Source organism: Micromonospora sp. CA-259024, assembly GCF_050936255.1.
Lineage (GTDB): Bacteria > Actinomycetota > Actinomycetes > Mycobacteriales > Micromonosporaceae > Micromonospora.
Genome location: NZ_JBNJND010000001.1, coordinates 4,191,179 through 4,217,043, shown reverse-complemented (window position 1 = coordinate 4,217,043; position 25,865 = coordinate 4,191,179). Strand labels below are relative to the sequence as shown.

Below are 25,865 nucleotides of genomic sequence, written 5' to 3'. Positions count from 1 at the left end.
CAGCCTATGCGCTGATCGGTCAGCTGGCCGTGCCACCGACGCGGCGCAGCAGCAGTTCCTGCAGATGGGCCCGGGCCGTGTCGTCACCGCTGGTACGCCGGGTCCAGGTGCCGTCACCGGCCAGCTCGAACGCGTCCACGTCGGGGCTCATCGCGATGGTCAGCACCTGGTCCAGCTCGGCGCGGGCGATCGGGTCGCTCACCCGCACCAGCGCCTCCACCCGGCGGTCGAGGTTGCGGTGCATCAGGTCGGCCGAGCCCATCCAGAACTCGGCCTCGCCGTTGTTGCCGAACCGGAAGACCCGGGAGTGCTCCAGGAAACGGCCGAGGATCGAGCGGACCCGGATGTTCTCCGACAGCCCCGGCACCCCCGGGCGGAGTGTGCACATACCCCGGATGAGCAGGTCGACGTGCACGCCGGCCTGGGAGGCCCGGTACAGCGCGTCGGTCACCCCCTCGTCGACCAGCGAGTTGACCTTGAACTGGACCAGGCCGGGCATCCCCAGCCGGACGTGCGAGATCTCCCGCTCGATCCGCTCGATCAGGCCGCTGCGGATGCCCTGCGGTGCGACCAGCAACCGCCGGAACGCGGTCTGCCGGCTGTACCCGGTGAGCACGTTGAACAGGTCGGTGAGGTCGGCGCCGATCTCCGGGTCGGCGGTGAGCATGCCGAAGTCCTCGTACAGCCGGGCCGTCTTCGGGTGGTAGTTGCCGGTGCCGATGTGGCAGTACCGGCGGATCTGGTTGCCCTCCTGGCGGACCACCAGCGCGGTCTTGCAGTGCGTCTTCAGGCCGACCAGGCCGTACACCACGTGGCAGCCGGCGCGTTCCAGCGTGCGGGCCCAACCGATGTTGGCCACCTCGTCGAAACGAGCCTTCACCTCCACCAGCACCACCACCTGTTTGCCGGCGGCGGCCGCGTCGACCAGCGCGTCGACGATCGGCGAGTCACCGCTGGTGCGGTAGAGGGTCTGCTTGATGGCCAGCACGTTCGGGTCGGCGGCGGCCTGCTCGATGAAGCGCTGCACGCTGGTGGCGAACGAGTGGTACGGGTGGTGCACCAGGATGTCCCCGTCGCGCAGGGTGGCGAAGACGCTGCGGGGCACCTCGCCCTCGGCGAGCCGGGGATGGGTGGCCGGGACGAACGGCGGGTCCTTGAGGTCCGGCCGATCAGCCTCGCCGTAGACCTGCCACAGCGCGGACAGGTCCAGCAGCCCGGGCACCCGCAGCACGTCCTGGTCGTCCATGTCCAGCTCGCGGACGAGCAGCTCCAGCATGTGGTCGGAGATGGACGCGGCCGCCTCCAGACGGACCGGCGGGCCGAACCGACGCCGGGCCAGCTCCCGCTCCAGGGCCTGGAGCAGGTCCTCGTCGCGGTCCTCGTCGACCTCCACCTCGGCGTTGCGGGTGACCCGGAACAGGTGGCACTCGACCACCTGCATGCCGCTGAACAACTGGCCCAGGTGTACCGAGATCAGATCCTCCACCGGCAGCATCCGTACGCCCGGCTGGTCCCGGTCCACCCGGACGAAACGGGGGACGTTGTTCGGCACCTTCACCCGCGCGAACAGCTCGGAACCGCCGTCCGGATCGCGGACCGCCACCGCCAGGTTCAACGATCGCCCCGAGATGTACGGGAACGGGTGCGCCGGGTCCACCGCGAGCGGGGTCAGCACCGGGAAGATGTGTTCCCGGAAGTAGGTGCGCAACCGCTCCCGCTCGGGGTCGCCCAGCTCGCCCCAGCGCAGTATGCGGATGCCCTCGTCGGCCAGCTTCGGCAGCACGTCGTCGACGAAACAGGCGGCGTGCCGGGCGACCAGCGCGGCGGTCCGTTCGGCGATCAGCTCCAACTGGGTACGCAGGGGCAGTCGGTCCCCACCACGAACCGGCAGGCCGGCGGAGAGCCGTCGCTTCAGCCCGGCGATCCGCACCATGTAGAACTCGTCGAGGTTGCTGGCGAAGATCGCCAGGAACTTGGCCCGTTCCAGCAACGGGGTGCGCTGATCCTCGGCCAGGGTGAGCACCCGGGCGTTGAAGTCGAGCCAGGAGAGCTCCCGGTTGAGGAACCGGTCCTCCGGCAGCGGCGGGGCCGCCGGCGGTTCGTCGTCATCCTCCCCGGCGCCGCTCGGCAGGATCGGACGGACGTCACCGGTGGCCGGGCCGTCCGTCTCGGTGGGTGGCACGGGGTCGACGACCTCGTCCAGGCCGGAGGAGGCGGCACCCGGATCGTCGGCCAGGGTGTCGGCGCGGGCGGCGCCGGCCCGTTCGGCACGGGAGGGGCGGAAGCGGCCGTCGGTGCCGCGTACGCGGGAGCCGTTGCGGGGGTCGGTGGCGGTCGGTCGGGCGGGGTGCTCGCGAGGGGTGCTCACCCGCTCATAATCACCCGATTCCGGTTAACGCAAAATGAACTTGGCCTCGCCGGCTCAGATCATCGTCGGCAATGTCACCCGGACGACCTCGCCGTCGGGATCCGTGTCGATGCGAACTCGCTGGCCGAGCCGGAGCAACCGCAGCCCGGAGGCATCGAACGCCCGGGCCGGGAAGCGCATCTCGGTGCCGTCGTCGAGCAGCAGGACACCGCTGCGCGTCGCAGCGTCGTAGCTGGCCACCGTGCCCTGCATGTTGGCACCGTACACCCGGGGGTCAGCCGGCGGAGCGGGCCGGACCGGTCAGCCCGCGGAGCGGGCCGGGCGGTCGGCGGCGACGAGGGCGGCGGTGCGCGGCCCCAGCCCGAGCCGGGCGGCGGTGGTCAGGTCCGCGGCGGTGTCGACGTCCCGGCGCAGGCTGGGCCAGTCGCCGGTCAGCGGCAGCGCCCCGCTCGCCGTGTGCGCGACCGCCGAGTTCACCCCGAAGTGGGGATCCAGCGGTACGCCCGGCGGGGCGGTGAGCAGCACCGTGCCGTCGCCGGGTGCGTCCGGCACGAACCTGGGCACCTCCGCTCGGCCGTTCTGTGCCGTCAGCAGCGCGCCGGCCAGCTCGGCCGGGCGCAGGGCTGGCAGGTCGGCGGTGAGCCCGGCCACCCACCCGGCGACGCGGCCCGCCGCGCCGTGCCGGAACGCGGCGTTCAGCCCGGCGCCCGGCCCGTCGGGCAGCACCCGCGCGCCGGCGGCCCGCGCCATCGCCGTCACCCGGGGGTCGTCCGTGACCACCAGGGCCTCGGCGACCGCCGGGCAGGCCAGCACCGCGCGGAGCGTGTCGGCCGCCAGGGCCAGCGCCAGCTCCTCGTGCGGTACGCCGGGCAGCGCGCCCCGCAGCCGGCTCTTCGCGGCGGACAGACGCTTCACCGGCACCACCACGGCCCACCTCGGCTGACTCACGCCCGCAATCCTGCCAGCCGTACGGCGGGACCCTCGCTGGCCGTACCGGGGACGAGCAGGCATGATTTCCGCTGCGGGTGTCGCGGACGAGTTCCGCGGCCGGGTCGGGGCGCGACGAGGAGGCACAGTGGCACGGCGGAGGCTGGGGTTCTGGCAACGGTTCGCCGTGGGGCTGGTGAAGCCGGTGATGACCGTCTGGACCCGGCGTACCTGGCGTGGCCAGGAGCACCTCCGCCGGGACGGCGGCATGATCATCGTGGCGAACCACATCTCGCACGCCGACCCGCTGGTCTCCGCGCACTTCATCTACGACTCCGGGCGGTGGCCGCAGTACCTGGGCAAGGCCAGCGTGTTCCGGGTGCCGGTGGTCGGCTGGATCCTGCACCGCTGCCGGCAGATCCCGGTGGAGCGCGGCAGCGTGGACGCGGTCCGCTCGCTGGACAAGATGGTCGCCGCGCTCGACGAGGGCGGCGCCGTGGTGATCTACCCGGAGGGCACCACCACCCGACAGCCGGAGCTGTGGCCGATGAAGGCCAAGACCGGTGCCGCCCGGCTGGCGCTGGCCACCGGAGCCCCTGTCGTACCCGTGGTGATGTGGGGGCCGGAGCGGATCTTCGACCCACGGACCGCCCGCGTCAACCTGCGCCCCCGGATCCCGGTGACCGTCGTCGCCGGGGAACCGATTGACCTGAGCCGGTGGGCGGACGCCCAGCCGACCCGGGCGACCCTCGAGGAGATGACGGACACCATCATGTTGCGGCTGCGGGACATGCTCGCCGAGGCCCGTGGCGGCACCCCGCCGCCGCTGTGGGAGCGACCGGTTCGGTCCTCCGTCCGGCGCGAGCGACAGGGCGACCAGGCGTGAGCGAGCGAACCATCAGGCTCAGCGGCGGCGCCGTTCAGGCCCTCACGGAGCACAGCGGAGCGGTGGCGTGAACGGGCACGTCGCCGTGCTCGGTGCCGGTTCCTGGGGTACCGCGTTCGCCAAGATCCTCGCTGACGCTGGGCGGGACGTGACGGTGTGGGCCCGTCGGGCGCCGGTCGCCGAGAGCATCCGGACCGAGCACCGCAACCCGGAGTACCTGCCCGATCTGCTGTTGCCGGCCCGGGTCACCGCCACCGCCGACGCCGCCGAGGCGATCACCGGCGCCGAGGTGGTGGTGCTGGCCGTGCCGTCGCAGACCCTGCGCGGCAACCTCGCCGAATGGGCCGGGCACCTGCACCCGGACTCCACCCTGGTGTCACTGATGAAGGGCATCGAGCTCGGCACGACCAAGCGGATGAGCGAGGTCATCGTGGAGACCGCCGGGGTCGCCGCGGACCGGGTGGTCGTCGTGTCCGGTCCGAACCTGGCTCCGGAGATCGCCGCCGAGCAGCCCGCCGCGACCGTGGTCGCCGGGACGAACAGCCACCGCACCGCACTCGTGCAGGCGTCGATCCGGACGCCGTACCTGCGTCCGTACACCAACGACGACGTGATCGGCTGTGAGCTGGGCGGAGCGGTCAAGAACGTGATCGCCCTGTCGTACGGCATCGCCACCGCGATGGGCTTCGGCGACAACACCCGGGCCATGCTGATGACCCGGGGGCTGGCCGAGACGGCCCGCCTGGGCGTGGCGCTCGGCGCCGACCCGATCACCTTCGCCGGCCTGGCCGGCATGGGTGACCTGGTCGCCTCCTGCTCGTCCCCGCTGGCCCGCAACCGCACCTTCGGGGAGCACCTGGGTCGGGGCGAGACGCTGGAGCAGGCCCAGGCGGCCACCCGGCAGACCGCCGAGGGCGTGAAGAGCTGCCTGGCGATCCGCGACCTGGCCCGGGCGCACGGCGTGGAGATGCCGATCACCGAGCACGTCGAGCGGATCTGCCACGAGGGCATGGACCCGCGCCTCGCCGTGGAGACTCTGATGAGCCGCACCGCCAAACCCGAGTCGTACGAGTGAGGATCCGATGAGCGAGCTGGGAGACGGCACCCGCTGCGTACGGGCTGGCCTGCCCGAGGCGGCACCGGGGGACCCGTTCCTGCCCGGGCCGGTCTTCGCCGCGCCGTACCACCTCGACCCGTGGCAGGGGCAGGGCACGTCGCCGAACGGCTACGGCCGTCCCGACAACCCGACCCGGCGACTGCTGGAAGCGGCCGTGGGCGAGTTGGAAGGCGGTGACTGCCGCGTCTTCGCCACCGGTCAGGCGGCCATCACCGGTCTGCTGCTCACCCTGCTGCGGCCCGGGGACACCGTGGTGCTGCCCAGCGACGGATACTTCCCGGTCCGGGCGTTCGCCACCGACGTACTGGAGGCGATCGGCGTCCGGGTGCTCTTCGTGCCGACCGTCGGGCCGTACCCCTCATTCGCGGGCGTCCGGCTGGTGCTGGTGGAGACGCCGGCCAACCCGGGCCTGGACGTGGTCGACGTGGCAGCCCTGGCCGAGCAGGCCCACGCCGCCGGCGCGCTGCTCGCGGTCGACAACACCACGGCCACCCCGCTCGGTCAGCGCCCGCTGGACCTCGGTGCCGACCTGGTGGTCGCCTCCGGCACGAAGGCGCTCACCGGCCACTCCGACCTGCTGCTGGGCTACCTGGCCAGCCGGTCCACCGAGCTGATCGAGGCGGTGACCACCTGGCGTACCACCACCGGGTCGGTGCCGGGCGCGTTCGACGCCTGGCTGGCGCACCGGTCGCTGGCGACTCTCGACCTGCGGCTGGCCCGGCAGAGCGCGAACGCCGCCGCCGTCGTCGAGCTGCTCGCCGGTCGACGGGACGTGACCGGCCTGCGTTGGCCGGGGCGGCCGGAGGACCCCGCGTACCCGGTGGCGTCGGGGCAGATGCGCCGGATGCCCGGTGTGCTCTCGTTCGACCTGGGCGATGCCGACCGGGTGGCCCGTTTCATCGACGCCGCCCGGCTGGTGGCGGCGGCCACCTCCTTCGGTGGCCTGCACACGACGGCGGACCGGCGGGCGCAGTGGGGCGACGACACGGCCCCCGGCTTCGTCCGGCTCTCCTGTGGGGCGGAGGACACCGCCGACCTGGTGGCCGACATCGCCGCCGCCCTGGACGCGGCCGGGCCGGTCTGAGTTAGGGTGTCGGCGGCCGCACCGGCGGCCCCGACCGGAGGAGGTGAGTCCGATCCGTCAACAGACCGGACCGGCGCTTCCTCCCGTGTCCCTGCCGCGATAGCGGCCGCGGGAGCGCCGGCGAGCGTTTCCCGGAGGATTCCCATGGCACCACCGTTCCCCACCGACCGCCCTGCCCTCGTGCGCCGACTGCGCACCGCCGGCTGCGTCTACGCCGAGGACGAGGCGGACCTGCTGCTGGCCGCAGCGGACAGTCCGGCGACGTTGGCCGACCTGGCCGACCGTCGGGTGGCCGGCGAACCGCTGGAGCACCTGCTCGGCTGGGCGGAGTTCTGCGGCCTGCGGATCGCCGTCGACGCCGGGGTCTTCGTTCCACGTGCCCGGACCGCCCTGCTGGTCGAGGCCGCTGCCGTGGTGACCGGCCCGGCGCCGGCCGTGGTCGACCTCTGCTGCGGATCCGGCGCCACCACGGTCGCGCTGGCACACCGGCTCGCGCCGCGCTGGCTGGCCGCCGCCGACATCGACCCGACGGCCGTGGCGTGTGCGCGCCGCAACCTCGCCGGGTTGGACGCCGAGGTGTACGAGGGTGACCTCTTCGCGCCGCTGCCCGGGCAGTGGCGGGGTCGGCTGGACCTGGTGGTCGCCAACGCCCCGTACGTGCCGACCGACGCGGTGGCGCTGATGCCGGCCGAGGCGCGGCTGCACGAGGCCCCGGTGGCGCTCGACGGCGGGCCGGACGGGCTCACCGTGCTGCGCCGGGTGGGTGTCGACGCGGCCCGTTGGCTGGCTCCCGGTGGACACCTGGTCGTCGAGGCCGGCACCACGCAGGTGGACGCGCTCTGTGACGCGTTCAGCGCGGCCGGGCTGGTGCCGGCCGTGCGGCACGACGAGGATTTGGACGCCACCGCGGTGACCGCCTACCGCCCCGACTGAGCCTGCCGCCGCGGCTGGTTGACCGTCGCGTCGCCGTATCCCATCGCAGCGGACAAACCCAGCGCTGGTGCGGCTGTTTGCCCGAGAAACCGCCTAGCTGGCCGGTTCGCGACCCCGGCCGGACCCGGCCGGGGTGGCCGGGCGTGGCGGGGGAGCGGGCTTGGCACTAGCCTCGGCTCACATCCACGACGGCAGGAGGCGGTTTTCGGTGGGCAGCGCAGGGGTGCCGGTGGTCGTCGGGCTGGACAACGGCGGCACCAGCAACAACGCCACCGTGCTGACGGTGGACGGCCGGTTCCTGGTGGACGGGCTGTTGGAGATCCCCAGCGAGGTGCGGTCCGGGCCGGAGGCGGCGATCGAGGCACTGGCCCAGGCGCTGGACGGTGCCCTGGCACAGACCGGCGTGCCGCGCGAGCTGGTGCGGGCGGTCGGGCTGGACACGCCCGGCCCGGCCAGCGCCGACGGCGTCATCTCGTCGCGGGGCTCGACCAACTTCTCCCAGCCGGCCTGGCGGGGCTTCGACGTGCGGGGCGCGCTGGAGCGGCGGCTCGGCCTGCCCGTGGTCTACCACAACGACGGCAACGCGGCCGCGCTCTACGCCCACCACGTCTTCTTCGGCGCCGACGCGATGAACCGTTCGTCGGTCTCCGCGATCGTCGGCACCGGCCTCGGTGGCGGCGTGGTCGAGAGCGGTCGGGTGATCGCCGGTGCGGCCGGGATGGCTGGGGAGCTTGGTCACGTGCACATCCCGCTGACCGGGCTGCTCGGCCCGGGGCAGCCGGAGCCGACCTGCGCCTGCGGTTTCGCCGGGGACGTCGAGAGCGTCGCCTCGCTGACCGGCATCGAGCGCAACCTGCTGCCGTACTGGCTGACCCGGTATCCCGACCACCCGCTCGCCGCCGAGCCCCTGGCCCGGGCAGCCAAGCTGGTCCGTGGGTACGGCGAGCGGGGGGACACCCTCGCGCGGGACCTCTTCACGCAGCAGGCGATGGCGTTGGGGCGGCTGTTCACCGTGGCGGCGAACTTCACCGACCCGCACGCCTACTTCGTCGGTGGCGGGGTGGTGGAGGCGGCACCGGAGTTCCGTGACTGGTTCCTGGCGACGGTCCGCGAGCACACCGTGCTCCGCGAGGAGCAGGCGGCGGTGGCGACCTTCGCGCTGGTCCCGGAGCGGGACATGGCCGGTGCCCGGGGCGTGGCCATCGCCGCGCTGGAGGCGCTACGTGCCGTCCCGGAGCCCAGTCCGCTGGTTGCCTGAGCCCTGACCCCGCCCCGCCGTCCTGGTCGGTGGCGGGGCGGGGCGGCAGGTTCGTGCGCCTGGTCAGCGGCGGGGTGGTGCCTGGGCGAAGGTGGCCCAGGCGGCCGGTGGGAACAGCAGCGCCGGCCCGGCCGGGTCCTTGGAGTCGCGGACGGCCACCAGCCGCGGGATCGCGGCCACCTCCACGCAGGCACCCTCGTCGCCGCTGCGGCTGCTCTTGCGCCACGCCGCCGCGGCCAAGGCCGCTGTGATCGTCGGTGTCATCGGTCCTACCGTCCCTTCAGGACTGACAGGAGCATCTCGCGACTGTCCGCCGGACTGAGCGCCACGCTCCGGAGATGCTCCATGATTTTGGTGCAGGTACGCGTCTCGCCAGCCCGGTCGAGGATCATCTGCCCTGCGACGGTCTCCACCGAGGCGATGATCGGATCCTCCGGGTCGGCGAATTCGAGGATGTGCAGTGAACCCCGGGTGCCCCGGTGGTAGCCGGCGGAGAGTGGGATCACCTGGACGGTGATGTTCGGCAACTCGGCCATCTTGACCAGGTGGCGCAGTTGCCCGTCCATCACCGACTGGTCGCCGACCGGGCGCAGCAGCGCGCCCTCGTCGATGATCGCGTCGAGGATGGGCGGGCCGTCGCCGGTGAGCCGCTGCTGCCGGTCGAGCCGGACCTTGACCCGTTGCTCCACCAGGTCGTCGCCGAGGGTGTGCGGCCCGCCGCGCATCACGCCACGGATGTAGTCGGCGGTCTGCAGCAGGCCGGGCACCACCGAGGGCTCGAAGTTGGCGATGGCGGTCGCCTCGGCCTCCAGCGCGATGAAGTCGATGGTGCGCGGATCCAGCAGGTAGGAGTACGAAACCCACCAGCCCGGTTTGCGGGCGTCCTTGGCGAGCTGCACGGCCGCGGCTACCTCCTCGGCACCCACCCCGTACGACGTGAGCAGGGCGCGCACCGTGGCCGGGGTGATCAGGGTCTGGGCGTTCTCGTACCGGGAGAGGGTGCTGCGGGTGCTGTTGATCTCGTCTGCCGCGGTTTCCAGCGTCAGCCCGGCGGCTTCCCGGTGGTGGCGCAGGGCGATGCCGAGCCGGCGGGCGCGGGCGGTCTTCGGGGCCATGCATCGATGGTCGCATACATTTGTGGGAACGTCTGCATGAGAGAACGTCGATGAGAGTTGCATTCACGGCTCTACACGTGTCAATCTGTCATCGCGTCCTCACCGCCGGTTGTCGTGGCGACGGTGGTGGTGAGCGACCGGAGGGGATGGGGCGCGCGGCGATCGGGTTTCTCCCCCGTACCCGATCGTCGCGTGCCGCCGCCATCCCGGCCCGCCGGAAGGAGACGACGTGCGTACCCCTCTGGAGCCCCCCGCCGTGCACCCGGACGGCCTTCGATGACCCGTTTCCTCGTGGTGCTCACCGACGTGCGTCCCGTCGAGGGCATCGACCGCAACGAGCGCACCGCGCCGGAGCGGCGCAGGCAGGTGGTCGGCGCCAGCAGTCGGGAGGCCGCCGACCGGATCGCCGGAGCGTTCATGGCACTGGGCATGGTGCGGGCCGGTCGGCAGCGGGTGAAGGTGATCGCGGTCGGCCGCCGGCACGCCCGGGACTGAGCAGACCCAGGTCACCGGTCTGCGGCACAGCAACAGTCCCGTCACGCACCGTATATCCTCTGATGACCGTTTGCCGTGTCGTGCCGTGGCTCGCCGGGTATCGCCTCGCCTTACCGCCACGCACAGTAAGGTCAACCGGGTGAGCGCCACCGGCGAGCACGACCAGCCGCAGTCGCGTACGAAGAGGTGACCGGAGTGACCACCCCAGGCAAGACCCGCGTGGCGATCGTCTTCGGCGGCCGCAGCCCGGAGCACGGCATCTCCTGTGTCAGCGCCGGCAGCGTGTTCGGCGCGCTCGACCCCGACGAGTTCGAGGTGGTGCCGGTCGGCATCACCCGGGCCGGCCAGTGGGTGCTGACCAACGGAGATCCCGCCGAGCTCGCGATCAACGCCCGGCAGTTGCCGGAGATCACCGCCGACTCCGGCGACGACATCGTGCTGCGCGCCGACCCCACCGGCAACGGCCTGATGGTGCTCGACCCGACCGAGGGGCCCCGCGCGCTGGCCGACGTGGACGTGGTCTTCCCGGTGCTGCACGGCACGTACGGCGAGGACGGCACCATCCAGGGAATGCTGGAGATGGCCGGCATCCCCTACGTCGGGGCGAACGTGTTCGCCTCCGCCGCGGCGATGGACAAGGAGTTCACCAAGAAGCTCTGCGCCGTCGAGGGCATCCCGGTCGGCTCGTACGCGGTCCTGCGCAGCGGGATGACGCTCAGCGAGCAGGACAAGGAACGGCTCGGTCTGCCGGTCTTCGTCAAGCCGTCCCGGGCCGGGTCGTCGTTCGGCGTCAGCCGGGTCACCGACTGGGCGCAGCTGGACGCGGCGGTCGCCGCCGCCCGGCAGTTCGACCCGAAGGTCATCATCGAGGCCGCGATCGTCGGCCGTGAGGTCGAGTGCGGCGTGCTGGAGGGTGAGGCCGGTGGTGCGCCTGAGGCGTCCGTGCTGGCCGAGGTGCGCGTCGTCGCCGACCACGACTTCTACGACTTCGAGGCGAAGTACCTCGACGACTCCTGCGAGTACGACATCCCGGCCGGCCTGCCGGAGAAGGTGACCCGCCAGGTGCAGGAGTACGCGGTCCGCGCGTTCACCGCGCTGGACTGCGCCGGCCTGGCCCGGGCCGACTTCTTCGTCACCCCCGAGCTGGACGTCTACCTCAACGAGATCAACACGATGCCCGGGTTCACCCCGACGTCGATGTTCCCGCGGATGTGGGCGGCCTCCGGCCTGGAGTATCCGAAGCTGGTCAACCGGCTGATCCGTACCGCCCAGCGGCGCGGCGTCGGCCTGCACTGAGCCATCCGGCCCCGCGCCGGCAGCCGGCGCAGGGCCGGATCAGCGCTGGCAGCCGGACGGGACGGCGCCGCCGGAGGGTACGGTCGCCACGATCGTGCTGGAGATGGACGGCACCCACTGCAACGGCTGCTCGTAGGAGCGCGGGACACGCACGGTGATCAGCGTCTCCCGGTCGACGGTGGTGAGCACGGTCTCGTCGGCCTGTTCGGCCAGGTGCCAACAGACCCGGTTGACCGTCCAGACCTCGTCGGTGTCGGGGAATGCCTGCTCGGTGCCGCCACAGGCGACGGTGAGCGCCGGGTCGCCGTACGCGGCGTTCTGCTCCGGGCCGGCGGTGACCGGCCGCTGGGCCAGGTCGCGGATGCTCGCCGGCAGTTGGGAGAGCAGCGCCCGGCAGACCGTGGCCGGGCGGGCGGCCAGAGCCGGAGCGGCCATCTCCACCGGGGTGGTGGACTGCACCCGGGCGCTGGTCGCGGAGGGTGTCGGCGCGGCGGCCGGCGCGTCCGGTGTGAGCTTGGTGAAGGCCAGCACGGCCACCAGCAACGTGATCGGCAGCGCGATCAGCGTGGCCAGCAGGGCGGCGCCGCGAATGGTCCGGTCCCGGCCGTCCGGCGCGTCGGCAACCGGCTCGGCCGGCTCGCGGATACCGTCAGCCGGCTCGCCCGTCCCGTCGGCCGCGCCGCGTTCCCCGTCGTCGTCCAGAGCAGCGGAGGAGGTCGTCATCTCGTCCACCTACAGCCGCACCACCGAACACGTGAGGGTGCGAGTGATGCCGGGCACCATCTGCACCTTGCTGACGATGAGTTTGCCGAGCTCGTCGACGGTGTTCGCCTCGGTGAGGACGACCACGTCGTACGGCCCGGTGACGGCATCGACGCGTACCACGCCGGCGATGTCCGCGATGAGACCCGCCACGTCACGTGCGCGGCCGACCTCGGTCTGGATGAGGATGTACGCCTGTACCACGACTCGACCTCCGTCCGTCGCCGCCCGGGAGCGGCCCGAAGGGTGAAAGTACCTTACGGACCAGGTCTGATCCCTATCGGTGGTCAAGGAGCAGCGGTGAGCGAGCACGGCGGAGCCGGGCAAGGCGGGCGGAAGGCCGGCGCTGGCACCAGTGTGTCCGGGATCGGGGAGTTCGGGCTGATCGGGAAGATCACCGCCCGGCTGTCGTTCGGGCCGACGACCCTCCTCGGCCCGGGTGACGACGCGGCGGTGGTGGCCGCACCGGACGGGCGGGTGGCGGCCTCCACCGACGTGCTGGTCGACGGGCGGCACTTTCGGCGGGACTGGTCCTCGGCCCGCGACGTCGGGCACCGGGCGGCGGCGGCCAACCTGGCCGACATCGCGGCGATGGGTGCCACGCCGACCGCACTGCTGGTCGCCCTCTGCATGCCGGCGGACCTGGAGACCGGTTGGGCGGAGGAACTGGCCGACGGGCTGGCCGCCGAGGCGGCCACGGTCGGCGCGAGCGTCGTCGGCGGGGACATGTCGGCCAGCCCCACCCTGACCGTCGCGGTCACCGCGCTGGGCGACCTGGAGGGCCGTGCGCCCGTGCTGCGCTCGGGTGCCCGTCCCGGGGATGTGCTCGCGCTGGCCGGGCGCACCGGGTACGCGGCAGCCGGGCTGACCGTGCTCACCCGGGGCTTCCGCACCCCTCGGCTGTTGGTCGAGGCGTACCGGCGGCCGCAGGTGCCGTACCAGGCCGGCCCGCAGGCGGCCCGGCTCGGCGCCACCTCGATGATCGACGTGTCCGACGGGCTGCTGGCCGATCTCGGGCACGTGTCGGCGGCGAGCGGGGTGGCGATCGACGTACGCCGCAACGCGTTCGAGGTGCCTCGACAGATGGCCGACGCGGCGCAGGCGCTCGGCGTCGACCCGTACACCTGGATCCTCGCCGGTGGCGACGACCACGCGCTGGCTGCGACCTTCCCCCCGGCGGTGGTGCTGCCTCCGGAGTGGCGGCCGATCGGCCTGGTCAGCGATGGTGCCGGGGTGACGGTCGACGGCGCGCCGCACGACGGCCCGGCCGGCTGGGACCACTTCCGGTGAGGCCCGACGCCCGCCGTACCCTGGATACCGTGAGTGAGATCGAGATCCGGGTGGTGCGGTTCGACGCACCCGTGGCGCAGCAACTGATCCGTGCCGCACTGGCCGACCTCGGTGCCCGCTACGGCGGCTCCGGCGACGACACCCCGGTGGACGCGACCGAGTTCGAGCCGCCCGACGGCGCGTTCCTCGTCGCCTACCTGGCCGGCGAGCCGGTCGGCTGCGGTGGCTGGCGCAGCCACGGCGCGGACACCGCGGAGCTGAAGCGGATGTACACGGCGCCGGCAGCGCGTGGGCGGGGCGTGGCCCGCACGGTGCTCGCGGCCGTCGAGCGCTCGGCCCGCGAACAGGGCCGCAAGCGAATGGTCCTGGAGTGCGGCGACAAGCAGCCCGAGGCGATCGCCATGTACGGCTCCGCCGGTTACGAGCGGATCCCGAACTTCGGCTTCTACAAGGACGCGGAGGGCTGCGTCTCCTTCGGCCGCACCCTCTGACCTGCGGTTTCGGCCGCCCGCGGCGCAGCGGGCGGCACCGCGCACGAAGTGTGGCGCGGACACGACAGAGCCGGCGGACCTCAGGGTCCGCCGGCTGAGCCGTACGAGAAGGTGGGTGCTACCGCGTCAGGCGCGGGTGACCTTGCCGGCCTTGATGCACGAGGTGCAGACCTGCAACTTCTTGGTGTTGCCGCCACCGGCCGGGGTACGCACCGACTGGATGTTCGGGTTCCAGCGGCGGTTGGTCCGCCGGTGCGAGTGGGACACGTTGTGGCCGAAGCCCGGTCCCTTGCCACAGACGTCGCACACGCTAGCCACGGGATACTCCTGGGATTGATACGTTCATGGGGTCGCCGGCAGGTGCTGCCCGGGCAACCTGGTCAGGTTACCCGATGACTCGCCGACCCGGCCAACCGGCCTGGTCCGGCGGTTGGCCGTGCTCCGGCTCCCGCCTGGTCACGGGCCCGCCCGCCCGACGGTGGGCTGGCCCGGCGGCAAGGGTACCGGAGGCGGCCCGCCGCGCCGCGCTCACCGCCGGACCGGCCCGAGGCGGACACGCCGGACGAGTCCGACGGGTGTCGGTGCGCGCCAGTAGGCTTCTGGCCGTGCTGGACACCCTCGACGCCGCCGCGGTCCGCCGCTGGTGCGCGAGTGGGTTGGCCGCGCTCAAGCGCCACCAGGGCGAGATCGACCAGCTCAACGTCTATCCGGTGCCCGACGGTGACACCGGCACCAACCTGGTGCTCACCCTCACATCGGCCCAGCAGGCACTCGCGATGGATCTGGACACTCTCCCCGACAGTGGGCCGACCGCACACGGGCACGCGCTCCGGCTGATGGCCCAGGGGGCGCTGCTGGGCGCTCGCGGCAACTCCGGGGTGATCCTCTCGCAGATTCTGCGGGGTTTCGCCGACGAGGTCGCCGTGGTGCCGGCGGTGCACGGCCGGGCGTTGGCAGCCGCGCTGCGGTCCGGCACCGCCGCCGCGTACACGGCGGTCGCCCGGCCGGTGGAGGGCACCCTGCTCACCGTGGTCGCGGCGGCCGCCGCAGCGGCCGAACGGGCGGACAGCGACGACCTGCCGGCGGTCGCCCGCGTCGCGGCCCGGGCGGCGGCCGAGGCGCTCTCCCGGACCCCGGAACAGTTGCCGGCGCTGGCCCGCGCGGGCGTGGTCGACGCGGGCGGCCGAGGGCTCTGCCTGCTGCTCGACGCCCTGGTCGAGGTGCTCACCGGGGAGGCTGCCGCCCGGCCCGCGCCGACGCCGCGCGCCGCCCGTCCGGCGGCGACCGTCGCACGGGAGACCGGTTCCGACGAGTACGCGTACGAGGTGCAGTTCCTGCTCGACGCCCGGGCCGAGGCGGTGGCCGGGATGCGACAGACGCTGGACGCACTGGGGGATTCGCTCGTCGTCGTCGGCGACGGGCGTGAGCCGGAGGGCACCTGGAACGTGCACGTGCACGTCAACGACGTGGGCGCGGCGGTCGAGGCGGGCGTCAGCGCCGGCCGCCCGTACCGGATCTCGGTGACCCGTTTCGCCGATCAGCCGGAGCCGCCCTCCGGCCCGGTGGCGGCCGGCCGGGCCGCGGTGGTGGTGGCCACCGGCGGTGGCATCGCCGAGTTGTTCGCCGCGGAGGGGGCCACCGTGGTGCCGGCCAACCCGTCCACGGGAGAGCTGCTGGACGCCGTCCGCAGCACCGGTGCGGCCCGGGTGGTGGTGCTGCCCAACGACGCCAACACGGAGGCGGTGGCGAGCGCGGCGGCCCGCGAGGCACATCGATACGGCATCAAGGTGAGCGTGGTGCCGACCCGCTCGCCCGTGCAGGCGCTGGCCGCCCTCGCGGTCCGCGACGACGACCGCCGCTTCGAGGACGACGTGATCGCGATGGCCGAGGCGGCCGGCGCCTGCCGGTACGCCGAGGTCTGCCATGCCAGCCGCGAGGCGCTGACCGTGGCCGGCCCGTGCCGACCCGGCGACGTGCTGGCGCTGGTCGAGGGGGAGGTGCACCTGATCGGCACCGACCTGACCGACACCTGCGCGGCGGTGGTCGACCGGATGCTCGGCGGTGGTGGCGAGATGGTCACCCTGCTGGCCGGGGCGGACGCTCCGACCGGGCTCACCGATGCCGTCCGCGCGCACGTCGCGCGGCGCTGGCCGTTCGTCGAGGTGCACACGTACCCGGGTGGTCAGCCGTTTTACCCGCTCCTGGTAGGGATCGAATGAGCGAACCAGCCACCGTGGACACTCCGCTGAAGAAGCTGGTCGGGGACAAGACGGCCAAGGCGCTCGCCGCGCACCTCGATCTGCACACCGCGGGTGACCTGGTCTACCACTTCCCCCGTCGCTACGACGAGCGCGGCGAGCACACCGACATCCGTTCGCTGGACGTCGGCGAGCAGGTCACCGTGCTGGCCCAGGTGCAGCGCACCGCGGTGCGCCCGATGCGTCAGCGGCGGGGCAACCTGTTGGAGGTGACCGTCGGCGACGGCTCCGGCGGGGTGTTGACGTTGACCTTCTTCGGCAACCAGGCGTGGCGCGAGCGGGAGCTGCGTCCCGGCCGGTGGGGGTTGTTCGCCGGCAAGGTCACCGAGTTCCGGGGCAAGCGCCAGCTCAACGGCCCGGAGTACGTCCTGCTCGGTGAGGGTGGTGACGGCGAGGCCGCGGTCAGCGACGAGATCGAGGAGTTCGCCGGTGCGCTGATTCCCGTCTACCCGGCCGCTGCGGCCGTGCCGACCTGGGTGATCGCCCGTTGCGTGCGGGTCGTGCTGGACACGTTCACCCCGCCGGACGATCCGCTGCCGGGCACCGTGCGGGCCAGCCGCAAGCTGGTCGGGCTGGGCACCGCGTTGACGGAGATCCACCGGCCGTCCAGCAAGGAGGAGCTGCACCGGGCACGGCGGCGGCTCAAGTGGGACGAGGCGTTCGCCGTCCAGTTGACCCTGGTGCAGCGCAAGCACCGGGCGGCCGACTGGCCGGCCCGGCCGCGTCCGGCTCGCCCGGGCGGGCTGCTGGACGCCTTCGACGCCCGACTTCCGTACGAGTTGACGGCCGGTCAGCGTGACGTCGGCGTGGAGATCGCCGCGGATCTGGCCACCCCGCACCCGATGCACCGGTTGTTGCAGGGCGAGGTGGGCTCGGGCAAGACGGTGGTGGCATTGCGGGCGATGCTCCAGGTGGTCGACGCGGGCGGGCAGGCGGCGCTGCTGGCGCCGACCGAGGTGCTGGCCGCTCAGCACCACCGCGGCATGCTCGACCTGCTCGGGCCGCTCGGACGGGCCGGTGAGCTGGGTTCCGCCGAGCACGCCACCCGGGTCGAGCTGGTCACCGGCTCACTGGGCGCGGCGGCCCGACGGCGCGCGCTCGCCGAGGTGGCCAGCGGCGCCGCCGGCATCGTGCTCGGCACCCACGCTCTGCTCTACGAGGGGGTCGACTTCGCCGATCTCGGCCTGGTGGTCGTCGACGAGCAGCACCGCTTCGGGGTGGAGCAGCGCGACGCTCTGCGGGCCAAGGCCGACCAACCGCCGCACGTGCTGGTGATGACGGCCACCCCGATCCCGCGCACGGTGGCGATGACCGTCTACGGCGACCTGGAGGTCTCCACCCTCTCCCAGCTGCCCCGGGGCCGGTCGCCGATCGCCTCGCACGTGGTGCCGGCCGCCGAGAAGCCGGCCTACCTGGATCGGGCCTGGCGTCGGCTGCGCGAGGAGGTGGCCGCCGGCCATCAGGCGTACGTGGTCTGTCCGCGAATCGGTGATGGTCCGGCGTCGGAGGAGGAACCCCCGCCGGTGGACGACAACGGCCGTCGTCCGCCGCTGGCGGTGACCGAGGTGGCACCGCTGCTGGCCGAGGGGCCGCTGCACGGCCTGCGGATCGGGGTGCTGCACGGTCGCCTGCCGGCCGACGAGAAGGACGCGGTGATGCGCTCCTTCGCCGCCGGCGATCTGGACGTGCTGGTGGCGACCACTGTGATCGAGGTCGGCGTGGACGTGCCGAACGCCACCGTGATGATCGTGCTGGACGCCGACCGGTTCGGCGTCTCCCAACTGCACCAGCTCCGTGGTCGGGTCGGCCGGGGCGCCGCCGCCGGGCTCTGCCTGCTGGTCAGCGAAGCGGCCGAGGGTTCATCGGCGCGGGAGCGGCTGGACGCGGTGGCGTCCACGAGCGACGGTTTCAAGCTCGCCGAACTGGATCTGGAGCAGCGCCGTGAGGGTGACGTGCTGGGTGCCACCCAGTCCGGGCACCGCTCGCACCTTCGGCTGCTGTCCCTGCGACGCGACGCCGACCTGATCCGCGACGCCCGCGCCGAGGCGATCACCCTGGTCGAGGATGATCCGGAGCTGACCCGCAATCCGGCGCTGGCCGCCTCGGTGGCCGCGCTGGTGGACGAGGACCGCGCGGAGTACCTGGAAAAGGGCTGAGCCCGCTGGGATACCGGGCGCCAGCCCGGTGATCCACTCCAGTTCCACTGAAACCGGGGTATCCCGTGCACGGGATACCCCGGTTCCACTGACCGCGAGTCGATCACACACCACACACGACTGAGGGCGCGCCGACCGGATGGTCGACGCGCCCTCAGTCGTCAGAGCGGGTTGTCTCAGGCGGTGAAGCGCACCCGACGACGACGGGCCACCACGAACAGGGCGGCACCGGCGGCGAGCAGCACCACGGCACCGGCGATGATGCCGCCGGTGGCGGCACCGGTCAGCGGCAGCGTCGGCTCGTCCTTGTCGCCGCCACCCTGACCCGGGGTGCAGTTGGCCGGCTTCTCCCAGGCGATCGGGCTGCTGTCATCGAGGCCCTCGGCGGCCGGCGTCACGGTCAGGCCCTCCTGGGCCGGGAAGGTGACGGTGCCGCTCTTGCCGGGCTCGACGGTCAGCGTCTGGGCCTTGCCCTTGTTCGGGGTGAAGGTGATCGTGACCGGCTTGCCGTCGGCCGGGTTGGCGATGTCGAAGATCAGCTCGGTGCAGGTCGACTTGTAACTGCCGGCCGGCTCGCCGGGCTCGACGCAGTTCTCAGCGGCGGCGGGTACGCCGTCGAAGAGCGGCTTGTCCAGACCGTCGGCGACGACCTTGATGGTGGCGGCGTTCTTGGCGGGCACCTTGACCGACTCGTTCTTGCCGACCTTGACGGTGGCGCGCTCGGTGAAGCCGTCCGAACCGGTGATGGTGAACTTCGCCGGAGCGGTGGCGTCCTCGGCGTTCTCGAGCTTCACCACGACGTCGCCGTCACAGTCCGAGGACACGTTGGCGGTCGGCTTGGGGGTCGCCGGCACCGGCGGCTGCTCCTTGGCGCAGGTCCCACTGAACTCGATCGACTTCGAGCGCAGCTGGTCGTCCTCGAACTTGTTGTCCCACATGGCCCGCACCGACAGGCTGGCCTTGGTGGTCTTCGCGTCCAGGCGCTGGGTGGCCTTCACGGCCTCGCTGACGGCGTGCGGGTACGTGTCGCCCTCGGTGACCGCGATACCGACGATGGTGGCGTCGCTGGCGACCTCACCGACGTACGTCTTCGCCGAGACCTCGCTGAACTTGTAGTTGTTCACGCCGCCCGGGGCGTAGCTGTTCACGGTCCAGTTGACGACCCACTCGCCGGTGGCGGTGTCACAGTCGGCGACGACCTTGATCTCGCTGTGGTGGGCGCTGGCGGGTGCGGCGAACGTCACGACGCCGGCGATGCCGATCAGCGCGCCCGCGGCGATGGCCGCGAGGCGCCGGAACGGAGACTTGGGAGGGTTCACGCCTGCTCCTGATGAGGGGGGTACGGATCGCGTGGCGGGAGGCCGGGAGGCATCGTGACCGGGGGGTCACCTGCTCACCGGGGCACCGTGCGACGCGGTGGTGTTCCCGCGGCAAAAGCGGGGACAGGGGGTGACTGTACTGATGGGTGGTTAATGAGGGGAGTTCAGATCATTGCCATCTGGCAATGTAGTTGATTCGTGATCTTTGATATACCGAAGGTGTCGGTTCGATCACGAGGGACCGTTCGCCTCCGGAGGCTCCACCGTGGATGGCAAGCCCCCCCGGGCTGCTCACGCACTCCCCGGACCAGACGGCGGCGCGCCGCCGACGGCGGTGCCCTGCGGTCCGCCCCCGGGGCGAGCGGAGCCAGCGCGCGACCGCCGGCCGGTCGGTTCCTCGGATACGCGCCGTGGTGACCGGCCCCGTGCCCCATCGCGTAGCGTCGCGGGCATGAGCAGGAGGAGACGGTGACCCGGATCGTGGCCGGGACGCTCGGTGGCCGGCGGATCGCCGCGCCTCCCGGCGCCGGTACCCGACCCACCTCCGACCGGGTGCGCGAGGCGTTGTTCAGCGCCGTCCAGGCCGAGGTCGACCTCGACGGCGCCCGCTTCGCCGACCTGTACGCCGGCTCGGGCGCCGTCGGACTGGAGGCGCTCTCCCGGGGCGCCCGGCACGTGCTGCTGGTCGAGTCCGACCCGCGGGCGGCCCGGGTGATCCGGGAGAACGTGGCGGCCCTGCGCGCCGGCCCGGCGGCCCGCCTGGTCACCGGCAAGGTGGCGACGGTGCTGGCCGCCGGTCCGGGCGGTGAGCCGTACGACGTGGTCTTCGCCGACCCGCCGTACGCGGTGCCGGACGCCGAGATCACCGCGCTGCTGGCCGCGCTGGTCGACGGTGGCTGGCTGGTCAGCGACGCCATGGTGGTGGTGGAGCGGTCGAGCCGCACCGGCCCGGTCGACTGGGTGGACGGAATCACGGCCGACCGCAGTCGCCGTTACGGCGAGACCACCCTTTGGTACGGTCGCCGATCATGAGACGTGCGGTGTGCCCCGGTTCGTTCGATCCGGTCACCAACGGACACCTCGACATCATCGGGCGGGCCAGCCGGCTCTTCGACGAGGTGATCGTCGGCGTGCTGGTGAACCAGTCGAAGAGTGGCCTGTTCACCGTCGAGGAGCGGATCGAGATGCTCCGCGAGGTGACCTCGTCGTACGGGAACGTGCGGGTCGAGTCGTTCCGAGGGCTGCTGGTGGACTTCTGCCGGGCCCAGCAGGCGAGTGTGCTGATCAAGGGCCTGCGGGCGGTCAGCGACTTCGACTACGAGTTGCAGATGGCCCAGATGAACATCGGGCTGGCCGGCGTCGAGACGCTCTTCATGCCGACCAACCCGCTCTACTCGTTCCTCTCTTCGAGCCTGGTCAAGGACGTGGCCAAGTGGGGCGGCGACATCTCCGCCCACGTGCCCGACCCGGTCCGCGAGGCCCTCCAGGCCCGCCTCGGCCCCCGCCCTTAACCCCTCACCCCCGCGATCTTGCACTTTTGGTTGCCGGATCGCCCCTTTCGGGGCGGTTTGGTGCGACAGCAAGTGCAAGATCGGCGAGGAGTGGGGCTGCAAGATCAGCGCGGGGTGACGATGTCGCGACGCGCCGGGTTGGGGTGGATGGGGCGCGTGTGGGGCGGGCAGGACATGATTGGTAGAGCGGGGAACCGGCCGTAGCCCGCATCATGGAGGTCGGCCGACGAACGACAGGAGTGAGGTACCGGTGGACCCGCTCGATCGCATCGACGAACTGATCGCCATGGTGGAGCAGGCCCGCTCCGTCCCGATGTCGCGCAACAACTGCATGGTCGACCGGGGTGAGATGATCGCGGCCCTCGACGAGATGCGCGCCGACCTCCCCGCCGACCTGCGTCGCGCCGCCGCGCTCCTCGAGGAGCGCGACAAGATCATGGAAGCCGGCAAGCGCGAGGCGGACCGGATCATCAGCGAGGGTGAGGCGGAACACGCCCGCCTGGTGTCGGTGAACGAGATCACCGTGTCGGCCGAGCACGAGGGCGCCCGGATCATCGCCGAGGCCCGGGCCGAGGCGCAGCGCCTACGTGAGGAGGTCGACGACTACGTCGACACCGCGCTGGCCAACTTCGAGCAGTTCCTCACCCGGGCGCTGGCCTCGATAGAGCGCGGCCGGGACAAGATGCACGCACTGCGCGAGATCGGCACCTTCGCTGGGGATGAGGCGGAACGCCCGCTACCCTTCTGAGCGGCACCTCACCAGCCGACATTCTCAGGCGGGCGTCGCCCCCGGTTCGACGGTCCGGCGGTCGCCCAGGTAACCTTTTTTGTCGGCCTCTCACCGGCCGGAGTCTAACTATGCCCAAGCACTCGCCATCGACACTCAACCCCAGGTCGCCGCTGGTCCTCGACACGAGGGACCTGCCGCGCCGACCTGGCGCGTTGCGTGAGGTCCAGCGGGTCGTGCCGGCACCGGCGGACCTCGGTGTGGAGTTGATCGGCGTGCCGGAGGGCGCGGACCTCGACCTCGATCTGAGGTTGCAGTCGGTGTCCGAGGGCGTGCTCGTCTCGGGGACCATCACCGGTCCCGTCCGGGGTGAGTGCGGCCGTTGCCTGCGCGAGATCAACGACTCGATGGGCGTGACGATCCAGGAGCTGTACGCGTACGAGGACAGCACCACGGACGCCACGACCGACGAGGACGAGGTGGGCCGGATGCAGGGCGATCTGATCGACCTGGAGCCGGCGCTGCGGGACGCGTTGGTGCTCACGCTGCCGACCAACCCGCTCTGCCGGGAGGACTGCCCAGGGTTGTGCCCCGAATGCGGGGCGCACTGGGACGATCTGCCGGCCGACCACAGTCACCAGCAGATCGACCCGCGTTGGGCGGGCCTGTCGCAACTGACCGTTACAGAGGAGTAAGAACCGTGGCCGTCCCGAAGCGCAAGATGTCGCGCAGCAACACCCGGTCCCGCCGGGCGAACTGGAAGGCGACCGTGGTCGCGACCGTTGCGTGCCCGCAGTGCAAGTCCCCGAAGCTGCCGCACGCCGCCTGCTCCGTCTGCGGCACCTACAACGGCCGCCAGGTTCTCGAGGTCTGACCTGGACGCCGAGTGACGCCCCCGACCTCAGGTCGGGCGGCACGCGCACCCTGGCATTCGCCCGGTGCCCCGGCTCCCTCCAACGCCGGCCGGTCTGCTCCGGCCGGCGTTCCGGTGGAGCCGGGCACCGCGCGGATCGCCGTTGACCTCCTCGGCGGGGACGACGCTCCCGCCGTCGTGGTTGACGGCGCTCTGCGGGCCATGCGTGCCGACCCTGACCTGCATCTGCTCCTCGTCGGCCCGACCGAGGTCGCCGACGAGTTGATCGCTGCCCTCGATCCGGTGCACCGTGTCCGGATCACGGTGCGGCCCGTCCGTGATGTCGTCGGCATGGCCGACCATCCCAGCGCCGCCCGCGCGGAGAGCACCGTCCGGGCCGCGGTCACCGCCGTCCGCGACGGGACCGCCGACGCTCTGCTCTCCGCCGGTGCCACCGGTGCCACCGTCACCGCTGCCGTGCTCGGCCTCGGCCGCTGGCCGGAGATCCGCCAACCCGCCCTGGTCGCCACCCTGCCCGCCGTGGCCGGGCCGGTCGTGCTGCTCGACGTCGGCGGCTCCCTGGAGCCCCGCCCGGCCACCCTCGCCCGCCACGCCGTGCTCGGCGCCGCGTACGCCTCGGTGGCGCACTCGATCGCCGCGCCGCGGGTCGGGCTGCTCTCGGTCGGCACCGAGGCCGGCAAGGGCGACCGGGTCCGCCGGGCCACCGACCCGTTGCTCGCCGTCGAGCCGCTGCCCGGCGGGGCGCGCTACGTCGGCCTGGTCGAGGGGTACGACGTGACCCTCGGCGCGCGCGCCGACGTGGTCGTCACCGACGGCTTCACCGGTAACGTGCTGCTCAAGGCCATCGAGGGCGCGTACGCGATGGCCGGCGGCCCACCGGCCGAGGGCGGCGCGCCCCGCGCGGCCGCCCTGCTGGGCGTCGCGGGGACGGTGGTCATCTGCCACGGTTCCGCCCGTGCCGACGACATCGCCTCCGGCCTGGCCCTCGCCGCCCACCTGTGGCGGCGACGCGCCACCGAACTGGTCTCCGCGTTGCTCGACGGCGACGCCACCAAGGACCGCACCGACCGCTCCACCGACACCGAGGTACGCACATCATGAGCAACGACAAGCGGCGGCGGGCGTCCGTCGGTCACCTGGAAGCCGCGTTCGGCGTGAGCCTGGAACCCGAGCTGCTGCAGCGTGCGCTGACCCACCGCTCGTACGCCTACGAGAACGGCGGGCTGCCCACCAACGAGCGGCTGGAGTTCCTCGGCGACTCGGTGCTCGGCGTGGTGATCACCACGGCGCTCTTCCACAACCATCCGGACCTGCCCGAGGGGCAGTTGGCCAAGCTGCGCGCGAGCGTGGTCAACATGCGGGCGCTCGCCGACGTGGCCCGTGGCCTGGGCCCGGACGGCCTCGGCGCGTACCTGCTGCTCGGCAAGGGCGAGGAGACCACCGGCGGCCGGGACAAGGCGAGCATCCTGGCCGACACGCTGGAGGCGCTGCTCGGCGCGATCTACCTCCAGTACGGGTTGGACACCACGGGGATCGTCATCCACCGGCTCTTCGACCCGCTGATGGCCGAATCGGCTGGTCGGGGCGCCGCACTGGACTGGAAGACCAGCCTGCAGGAGCTGACTGCGGCGCTCGGGCTCGGCGTTCCGGAGTACCGGATCGAGGGCACCGGCCCGGACCATCTCAAGACGTTCACCGCCTGGGTGGTGGTGGCCGGCAACCGGTACGGCGGCGCCGAGGGGCGCAGCAAGAAGGAGGCCGAGCAGCGGGCCGCCGAGGCCGCCTGGCGGACGCTCGCCGAGCAGAACGGCCAGGACGGCGACGACGGCCAGGACGGGCGGACCGGCGACGATCGCCGGGACCAGCCAACTGACTCCGACGACTCGGCCGACCGGGATGAGCCGTTCGGGCCGCTGGAGCGCGCCGAGCGGGCGGCCCAGGCCGAGCAGGCCGACCACCTGGCGCAGGCCCTGCCGGCCGGGGGCGTCGACGGCCACGAGACGGGGTCGCGGGGTGCCTGAGCTGCCCGAGGTGGAGACCGTCCGGCAGGGTCTGGCCCAGTGGGTCATCGGCCGCCGGATCGCCTCGGTCGAGGTCCGTCACCCGCGCGCGGTCCGCCGGCACGTCCCGGGCGGTGTGCACTTCGCCGACGTGCTCGCCGGCCGGACCGTGCTCGACGTCCGCCGTCGCGGCAAGTACCTGTGGTTGCCGCTGGACAGCGGCGACGCCATCATCGGGCACCTCGGTATGTCCGGCCAGTTGCTGCTCCAGCCGCCCGGCACCCCGGACGAGACCCATCTGCGGGTCCGGTTCCGGTTCACCGACGACGGCCCGGAGCTGCGCTTCGTCGACCAGCGCACGTTCGGTGGGCTCTCGGTGAGCGAGGGCGGCGCCGAGCTGCCCGCCGAGATCGCGCACATCGCCCGCGACCCGATGGATCCGGAGTTCTCCGACGCGGCGTTCGTCGCGGCGCTGCGCCGCCGGCACACCGAGGTGAAGCGGGCCCTGCTCGACCAGACCCTGATCTCCGGGGTGGGCAACATCTACGCCGACGAGGCGCTCTGGCGCGCCGGGCTGCACGGCGGACGACCCACCGACGCCCTGACCGGCCCGGCCGCGCAGCGCCTGCTCGGTCACGTCCGCGACGTGTTGGCCGAGGCGATCAGCGAGGGCGGCACCAGCTTCGACGCCCTCTACGTCAACGTCAACGGAGAGAGCGGCTACTTCGACCGGGCGCTCAACGCCTACGGCCGCGAGGGCGAGCCGTGCCGCCGGTGTGGCGCGCCGATCCGTCGCGAGGCGTTCATGAACCGGTCCTCGTACAGCTGCCCGCACTGCCAGCCCCGACCTCGGGGTTCCCTTCGGGGATGACCCGGAGTCGGCTCCGGGGCGGTGCCGGCGGGTCGCGGCGGGCCGCTCCGGGCTGGACCCCAGCGTACGTCCGGATCGCGGGTCGACGCCCGCCGGACGACCCCCGCCCGCGGGGCAGCGGTTCCGG

At 72.6% G+C, this 25,865-nt stretch carries 28 protein-coding genes; 19 read left to right on the top strand and 9 right to left on the bottom strand.

Translation table 11 applies throughout. From position 1 onward, the window contains the following. Positions 1–19 precede the first annotated feature (19 nt). Genes ACQEUX_RS18640 through cofC form a run of 3 tightly spaced genes read right to left on the bottom strand, consistent with a single transcriptional unit; the run spans position 20 to position 3,316 of the window. On the bottom strand, positions 20–2,368 hold the full coding sequence (locus tag ACQEUX_RS18640) for an RNA degradosome polyphosphate kinase (RefSeq protein WP_433049126.1): 2,349 nt from the start codon (positions 2,366–2,368) through the stop codon (positions 20–22). Positions 2,369–2,422: 54 nt separating this feature from the next. Then, positions 2,423–2,620 carry a cold-shock protein gene (locus tag ACQEUX_RS18635; RefSeq protein ID WP_030335323.1) on the bottom strand — a complete coding sequence of 66 codons (198 nt, stop codon included), beginning with the start codon at positions 2,618–2,620 and terminating at the stop codon, positions 2,423–2,425. 48 nt (positions 2,621–2,668) lie between these two features. After that, a complete protein-coding gene (gene cofC, locus ACQEUX_RS18630) occupies positions 2,669–3,316 on the bottom strand; it encodes a 2-phospho-L-lactate guanylyltransferase (protein ID WP_433049122.1) in 648 nt (215 codons plus the stop codon). Positions 3,317–3,443: 127 nt separating this feature from the next. Here cofC and ACQEUX_RS18625 point away from each other — a divergent pair, with 127 nt between their 5' ends. The 5 genes from ACQEUX_RS18625 (at position 3,444) to ACQEUX_RS18605 (ending at position 8,573) form a co-directional block, all read left to right on the top strand. Continuing rightward, on the top strand, positions 3,444–4,181 hold the full coding sequence (locus tag ACQEUX_RS18625) for a lysophospholipid acyltransferase family protein (protein ID WP_433049119.1): 738 nt from the start codon (positions 3,444–3,446) through the stop codon (positions 4,179–4,181). 67 nt (positions 4,182–4,248) lie between these two features. Next, entirely contained in the window at positions 4,249–5,256 is a 1,008-nt protein-coding gene (locus ACQEUX_RS18620) for an NAD(P)H-dependent glycerol-3-phosphate dehydrogenase (protein ID WP_433049116.1), read from the top strand. Between the two features lie 7 nt (positions 5,257–5,263). Next, entirely contained in the window at positions 5,264–6,382 is a 1,119-nt protein-coding gene (locus ACQEUX_RS18615) for a cystathionine gamma-lyase (protein WP_433049113.1), read from the top strand. A 144-nt stretch (positions 6,383–6,526) separates the two neighbouring features. Beyond that, entirely contained in the window at positions 6,527–7,315 is a 789-nt protein-coding gene (locus ACQEUX_RS18610) for a putative protein N(5)-glutamine methyltransferase (protein ID WP_433049110.1), read from the top strand. A 208-nt stretch (positions 7,316–7,523) separates the two neighbouring features. Beyond that, positions 7,524–8,573 (top strand): ROK family protein, encoded by a 1,050-nt coding sequence (locus ACQEUX_RS18605; RefSeq protein WP_433049107.1) that lies wholly within the window; start codon positions 7,524–7,526, stop codon positions 8,571–8,573. 63 nt (positions 8,574–8,636) lie between these two features. On the opposite strand, the gene ACQEUX_RS18600 is transcribed toward ACQEUX_RS18605, so the two are convergent. Together ACQEUX_RS18600 and ACQEUX_RS18595 are read right to left on the bottom strand one after the other, a co-directional pair. Continuing rightward, on the bottom strand, positions 8,637–8,837 hold the full coding sequence (locus ACQEUX_RS18600) for a DUF397 domain-containing protein (protein WP_363614075.1): 201 nt from the start codon (positions 8,835–8,837) through the stop codon (positions 8,637–8,639). A gap of 5 nt (positions 8,838–8,842) precedes the next feature. Beyond that, entirely contained in the window at positions 8,843–9,688 is an 846-nt protein-coding gene (locus ACQEUX_RS18595) for a helix-turn-helix domain-containing protein (RefSeq protein ID WP_433049104.1), read from the bottom strand. Positions 9,689–9,964: 276 nt separating this feature from the next. Between ACQEUX_RS18595 and ACQEUX_RS18590 the strand changes: the two genes are divergently transcribed. Both ACQEUX_RS18590 and ACQEUX_RS18585 read left to right on the top strand, forming a co-directional pair. Further along, positions 9,965–10,183, top strand: coding sequence for a hypothetical protein (locus tag ACQEUX_RS18590; RefSeq protein WP_406067078.1), 219 nt, complete (start codon positions 9,965–9,967; stop codon positions 10,181–10,183). 195 nt (positions 10,184–10,378) lie between these two features. Next, positions 10,379–11,479, top strand: a complete 1,101-nt coding sequence (locus ACQEUX_RS18585) for a D-alanine--D-alanine ligase family protein (RefSeq protein ID WP_433049101.1) — start codon at positions 10,379–10,381, stop codon at positions 11,477–11,479. A 39-nt stretch (positions 11,480–11,518) separates the two neighbouring features. Here ACQEUX_RS18585 and ACQEUX_RS18580 read toward each other — a convergent pair whose 3' ends face one another. Both ACQEUX_RS18580 and ACQEUX_RS18575 read right to left on the bottom strand, forming a co-directional pair. After that, positions 11,519–12,202 carry a DUF3515 family protein gene (locus ACQEUX_RS18580; RefSeq protein ID WP_433049098.1) on the bottom strand — a complete coding sequence of 228 codons (684 nt, stop codon included), beginning with the start codon at positions 12,200–12,202 and terminating at the stop codon, positions 11,519–11,521. Positions 12,203–12,211: 9 nt separating this feature from the next. Further along, complete coding sequence (locus ACQEUX_RS18575; RefSeq protein ID WP_007456453.1) at positions 12,212–12,445, bottom strand: Lrp/AsnC ligand binding domain-containing protein; 234 nt, start codon at positions 12,443–12,445, stop codon at positions 12,212–12,214. Positions 12,446–12,598: 153 nt separating this feature from the next. Here ACQEUX_RS18575 and ACQEUX_RS18570 point away from each other — a divergent pair, with 153 nt between their 5' ends. After that, positions 12,599–13,531 carry a thiamine-phosphate kinase gene (locus ACQEUX_RS18570; RefSeq protein WP_433049969.1) on the top strand — a complete coding sequence of 311 codons (933 nt, stop codon included), beginning with the start codon at positions 12,599–12,601 and terminating at the stop codon, positions 13,529–13,531. A 29-nt stretch (positions 13,532–13,560) separates the two neighbouring features. After that, a complete protein-coding gene (locus tag ACQEUX_RS18565) occupies positions 13,561–14,022 on the top strand; it encodes a GNAT family N-acetyltransferase (RefSeq protein ID WP_433049094.1) in 462 nt (153 codons plus the stop codon). A 126-nt stretch (positions 14,023–14,148) separates the two neighbouring features. On the opposite strand, the gene rpmB is transcribed toward ACQEUX_RS18565, so the two are convergent. After that, positions 14,149–14,340, bottom strand: coding sequence for a 50S ribosomal protein L28 (rpmB, locus tag ACQEUX_RS18560; RefSeq protein ID WP_007456456.1), 192 nt, complete (start codon positions 14,338–14,340; stop codon positions 14,149–14,151). A gap of 287 nt (positions 14,341–14,627) precedes the next feature. Between rpmB and ACQEUX_RS18555 the strand changes: the two genes are divergently transcribed. After that, on the top strand, positions 14,628–16,241 hold the full coding sequence (locus ACQEUX_RS18555; protein WP_433049091.1) for a DAK2 domain-containing protein: 1,614 nt from the start codon (positions 14,628–14,630) through the stop codon (positions 16,239–16,241). Next, on the top strand, positions 16,238–18,436 hold the full coding sequence (gene recG, locus ACQEUX_RS18550) for an ATP-dependent DNA helicase RecG (RefSeq protein ID WP_433049088.1): 2,199 nt from the start codon (positions 16,238–16,240) through the stop codon (positions 18,434–18,436). Before ACQEUX_RS18555 ends, recG begins: the two co-directional genes overlap by 4 nt. Before the next feature lie 176 nt (positions 18,437–18,612). Here recG and ACQEUX_RS18545 read toward each other — a convergent pair whose 3' ends face one another. Continuing rightward, a complete protein-coding gene (locus tag ACQEUX_RS18545) occupies positions 18,613–19,755 on the bottom strand; it encodes an LPXTG cell wall anchor domain-containing protein (RefSeq protein WP_433049085.1) in 1,143 nt (380 codons plus the stop codon). Between the two features lie 468 nt (positions 19,756–20,223). On the opposite strand from ACQEUX_RS18545, the gene rsmD reads away from it, so the two are divergent. The 8 genes from rsmD to mutM all read left to right on the top strand — a co-directional run bounded on the left by rsmD (position 20,224) and on the right by mutM (position 25,738). Continuing rightward, a complete protein-coding gene (gene rsmD, locus ACQEUX_RS18540) occupies positions 20,224–20,787 on the top strand; it encodes a 16S rRNA (guanine(966)-N(2))-methyltransferase RsmD (RefSeq protein ID WP_433049082.1) in 564 nt (187 codons plus the stop codon). Continuing rightward, positions 20,784–21,266 carry a pantetheine-phosphate adenylyltransferase gene (gene coaD / locus ACQEUX_RS18535; protein ID WP_091393067.1) on the top strand — a complete coding sequence of 161 codons (483 nt, stop codon included), beginning with the start codon at positions 20,784–20,786 and terminating at the stop codon, positions 21,264–21,266. Before rsmD ends, coaD begins: the two co-directional genes overlap by 4 nt. A gap of 250 nt (positions 21,267–21,516) precedes the next feature. Next, the gene (locus tag ACQEUX_RS18530) at positions 21,517–22,014 is read left to right on the top strand and encodes a hypothetical protein (RefSeq protein ID WP_088946596.1); all 498 of its coding nucleotides are present in this window, start codon (positions 21,517–21,519) and stop codon (positions 22,012–22,014) included. A 110-nt stretch (positions 22,015–22,124) separates the two neighbouring features. Further along, positions 22,125–22,688 carry a YceD family protein gene (locus tag ACQEUX_RS18525; protein WP_110562455.1) on the top strand — a complete coding sequence of 188 codons (564 nt, stop codon included), beginning with the start codon at positions 22,125–22,127 and terminating at the stop codon, positions 22,686–22,688. A gap of 5 nt (positions 22,689–22,693) precedes the next feature. Next, the gene (gene rpmF / locus ACQEUX_RS18520; RefSeq protein WP_030335284.1) at positions 22,694–22,867 is read left to right on the top strand and encodes a 50S ribosomal protein L32; all 174 of its coding nucleotides are present in this window, start codon (positions 22,694–22,696) and stop codon (positions 22,865–22,867) included. Between the two features lie 114 nt (positions 22,868–22,981). Further along, positions 22,982–23,968 (top strand): phosphate acyltransferase, encoded by a 987-nt coding sequence (locus ACQEUX_RS18515; RefSeq protein WP_433049075.1) that lies wholly within the window; start codon positions 22,982–22,984, stop codon positions 23,966–23,968. After that, on the top strand, positions 23,965–24,888 hold the full coding sequence (rnc, locus tag ACQEUX_RS18510) for a ribonuclease III (protein WP_433049072.1): 924 nt from the start codon (positions 23,965–23,967) through the stop codon (positions 24,886–24,888). Before ACQEUX_RS18515 ends, rnc begins: the two co-directional genes overlap by 4 nt. Next, positions 24,881–25,738 (top strand): bifunctional DNA-formamidopyrimidine glycosylase/DNA-(apurinic or apyrimidinic site) lyase, encoded by an 858-nt coding sequence (mutM, locus tag ACQEUX_RS18505; RefSeq protein ID WP_433049069.1) that lies wholly within the window; start codon positions 24,881–24,883, stop codon positions 25,736–25,738. Before rnc ends, mutM begins: the two co-directional genes overlap by 8 nt. Positions 25,739–25,865: the final 127 nt, after the last annotated feature.

Coding starts and splice junctions, on each gene's coding strand:
- ACQEUX_RS18635 (WP_030335323.1), bottom strand. CDS start 2,620: ATGCAGGGCACGGTGGCCAGCTACGACGCTGCGACGCGCAGCGGTGTC.
- ACQEUX_RS18615 (WP_433049113.1), top strand. CDS start 5,264: ATGAGCGAGCTGGGAGACGGCACCCGCTGCGTACGGGCTGGCCTGCCC.
- ACQEUX_RS18610 (WP_433049110.1), top strand. CDS start 6,527: ATGGCACCACCGTTCCCCACCGACCGCCCTGCCCTCGTGCGCCGACTG.
- ACQEUX_RS18600 (WP_363614075.1), bottom strand. CDS start 8,837: ATGACACCGACGATCACAGCGGCCTTGGCCGCGGCGGCGTGGCGCAAG.
- ACQEUX_RS18595 (WP_433049104.1), bottom strand. CDS start 9,688: ATGGCCCCGAAGACCGCCCGCGCCCGCCGGCTCGGCATCGCCCTGCGC.
- ACQEUX_RS18590 (WP_406067078.1), top strand. CDS start 9,965: ATGACCCGTTTCCTCGTGGTGCTCACCGACGTGCGTCCCGTCGAGGGC.
- ACQEUX_RS18580 (WP_433049098.1), bottom strand. CDS start 12,202: ATGACGACCTCCTCCGCTGCTCTGGACGACGACGGGGAACGCGGCGCG.
- recG (WP_433049088.1), top strand. CDS start 16,238: ATGAGCGAACCAGCCACCGTGGACACTCCGCTGAAGAAGCTGGTCGGG.
- coaD (WP_091393067.1), top strand. CDS start 20,784: ATGAGACGTGCGGTGTGCCCCGGTTCGTTCGATCCGGTCACCAACGGA.
- ACQEUX_RS18525 (WP_110562455.1), top strand. CDS start 22,125: ATGCCCAAGCACTCGCCATCGACACTCAACCCCAGGTCGCCGCTGGTC.
- rnc (WP_433049072.1), top strand. CDS start 23,965: ATGAGCAACGACAAGCGGCGGCGGGCGTCCGTCGGTCACCTGGAAGCC.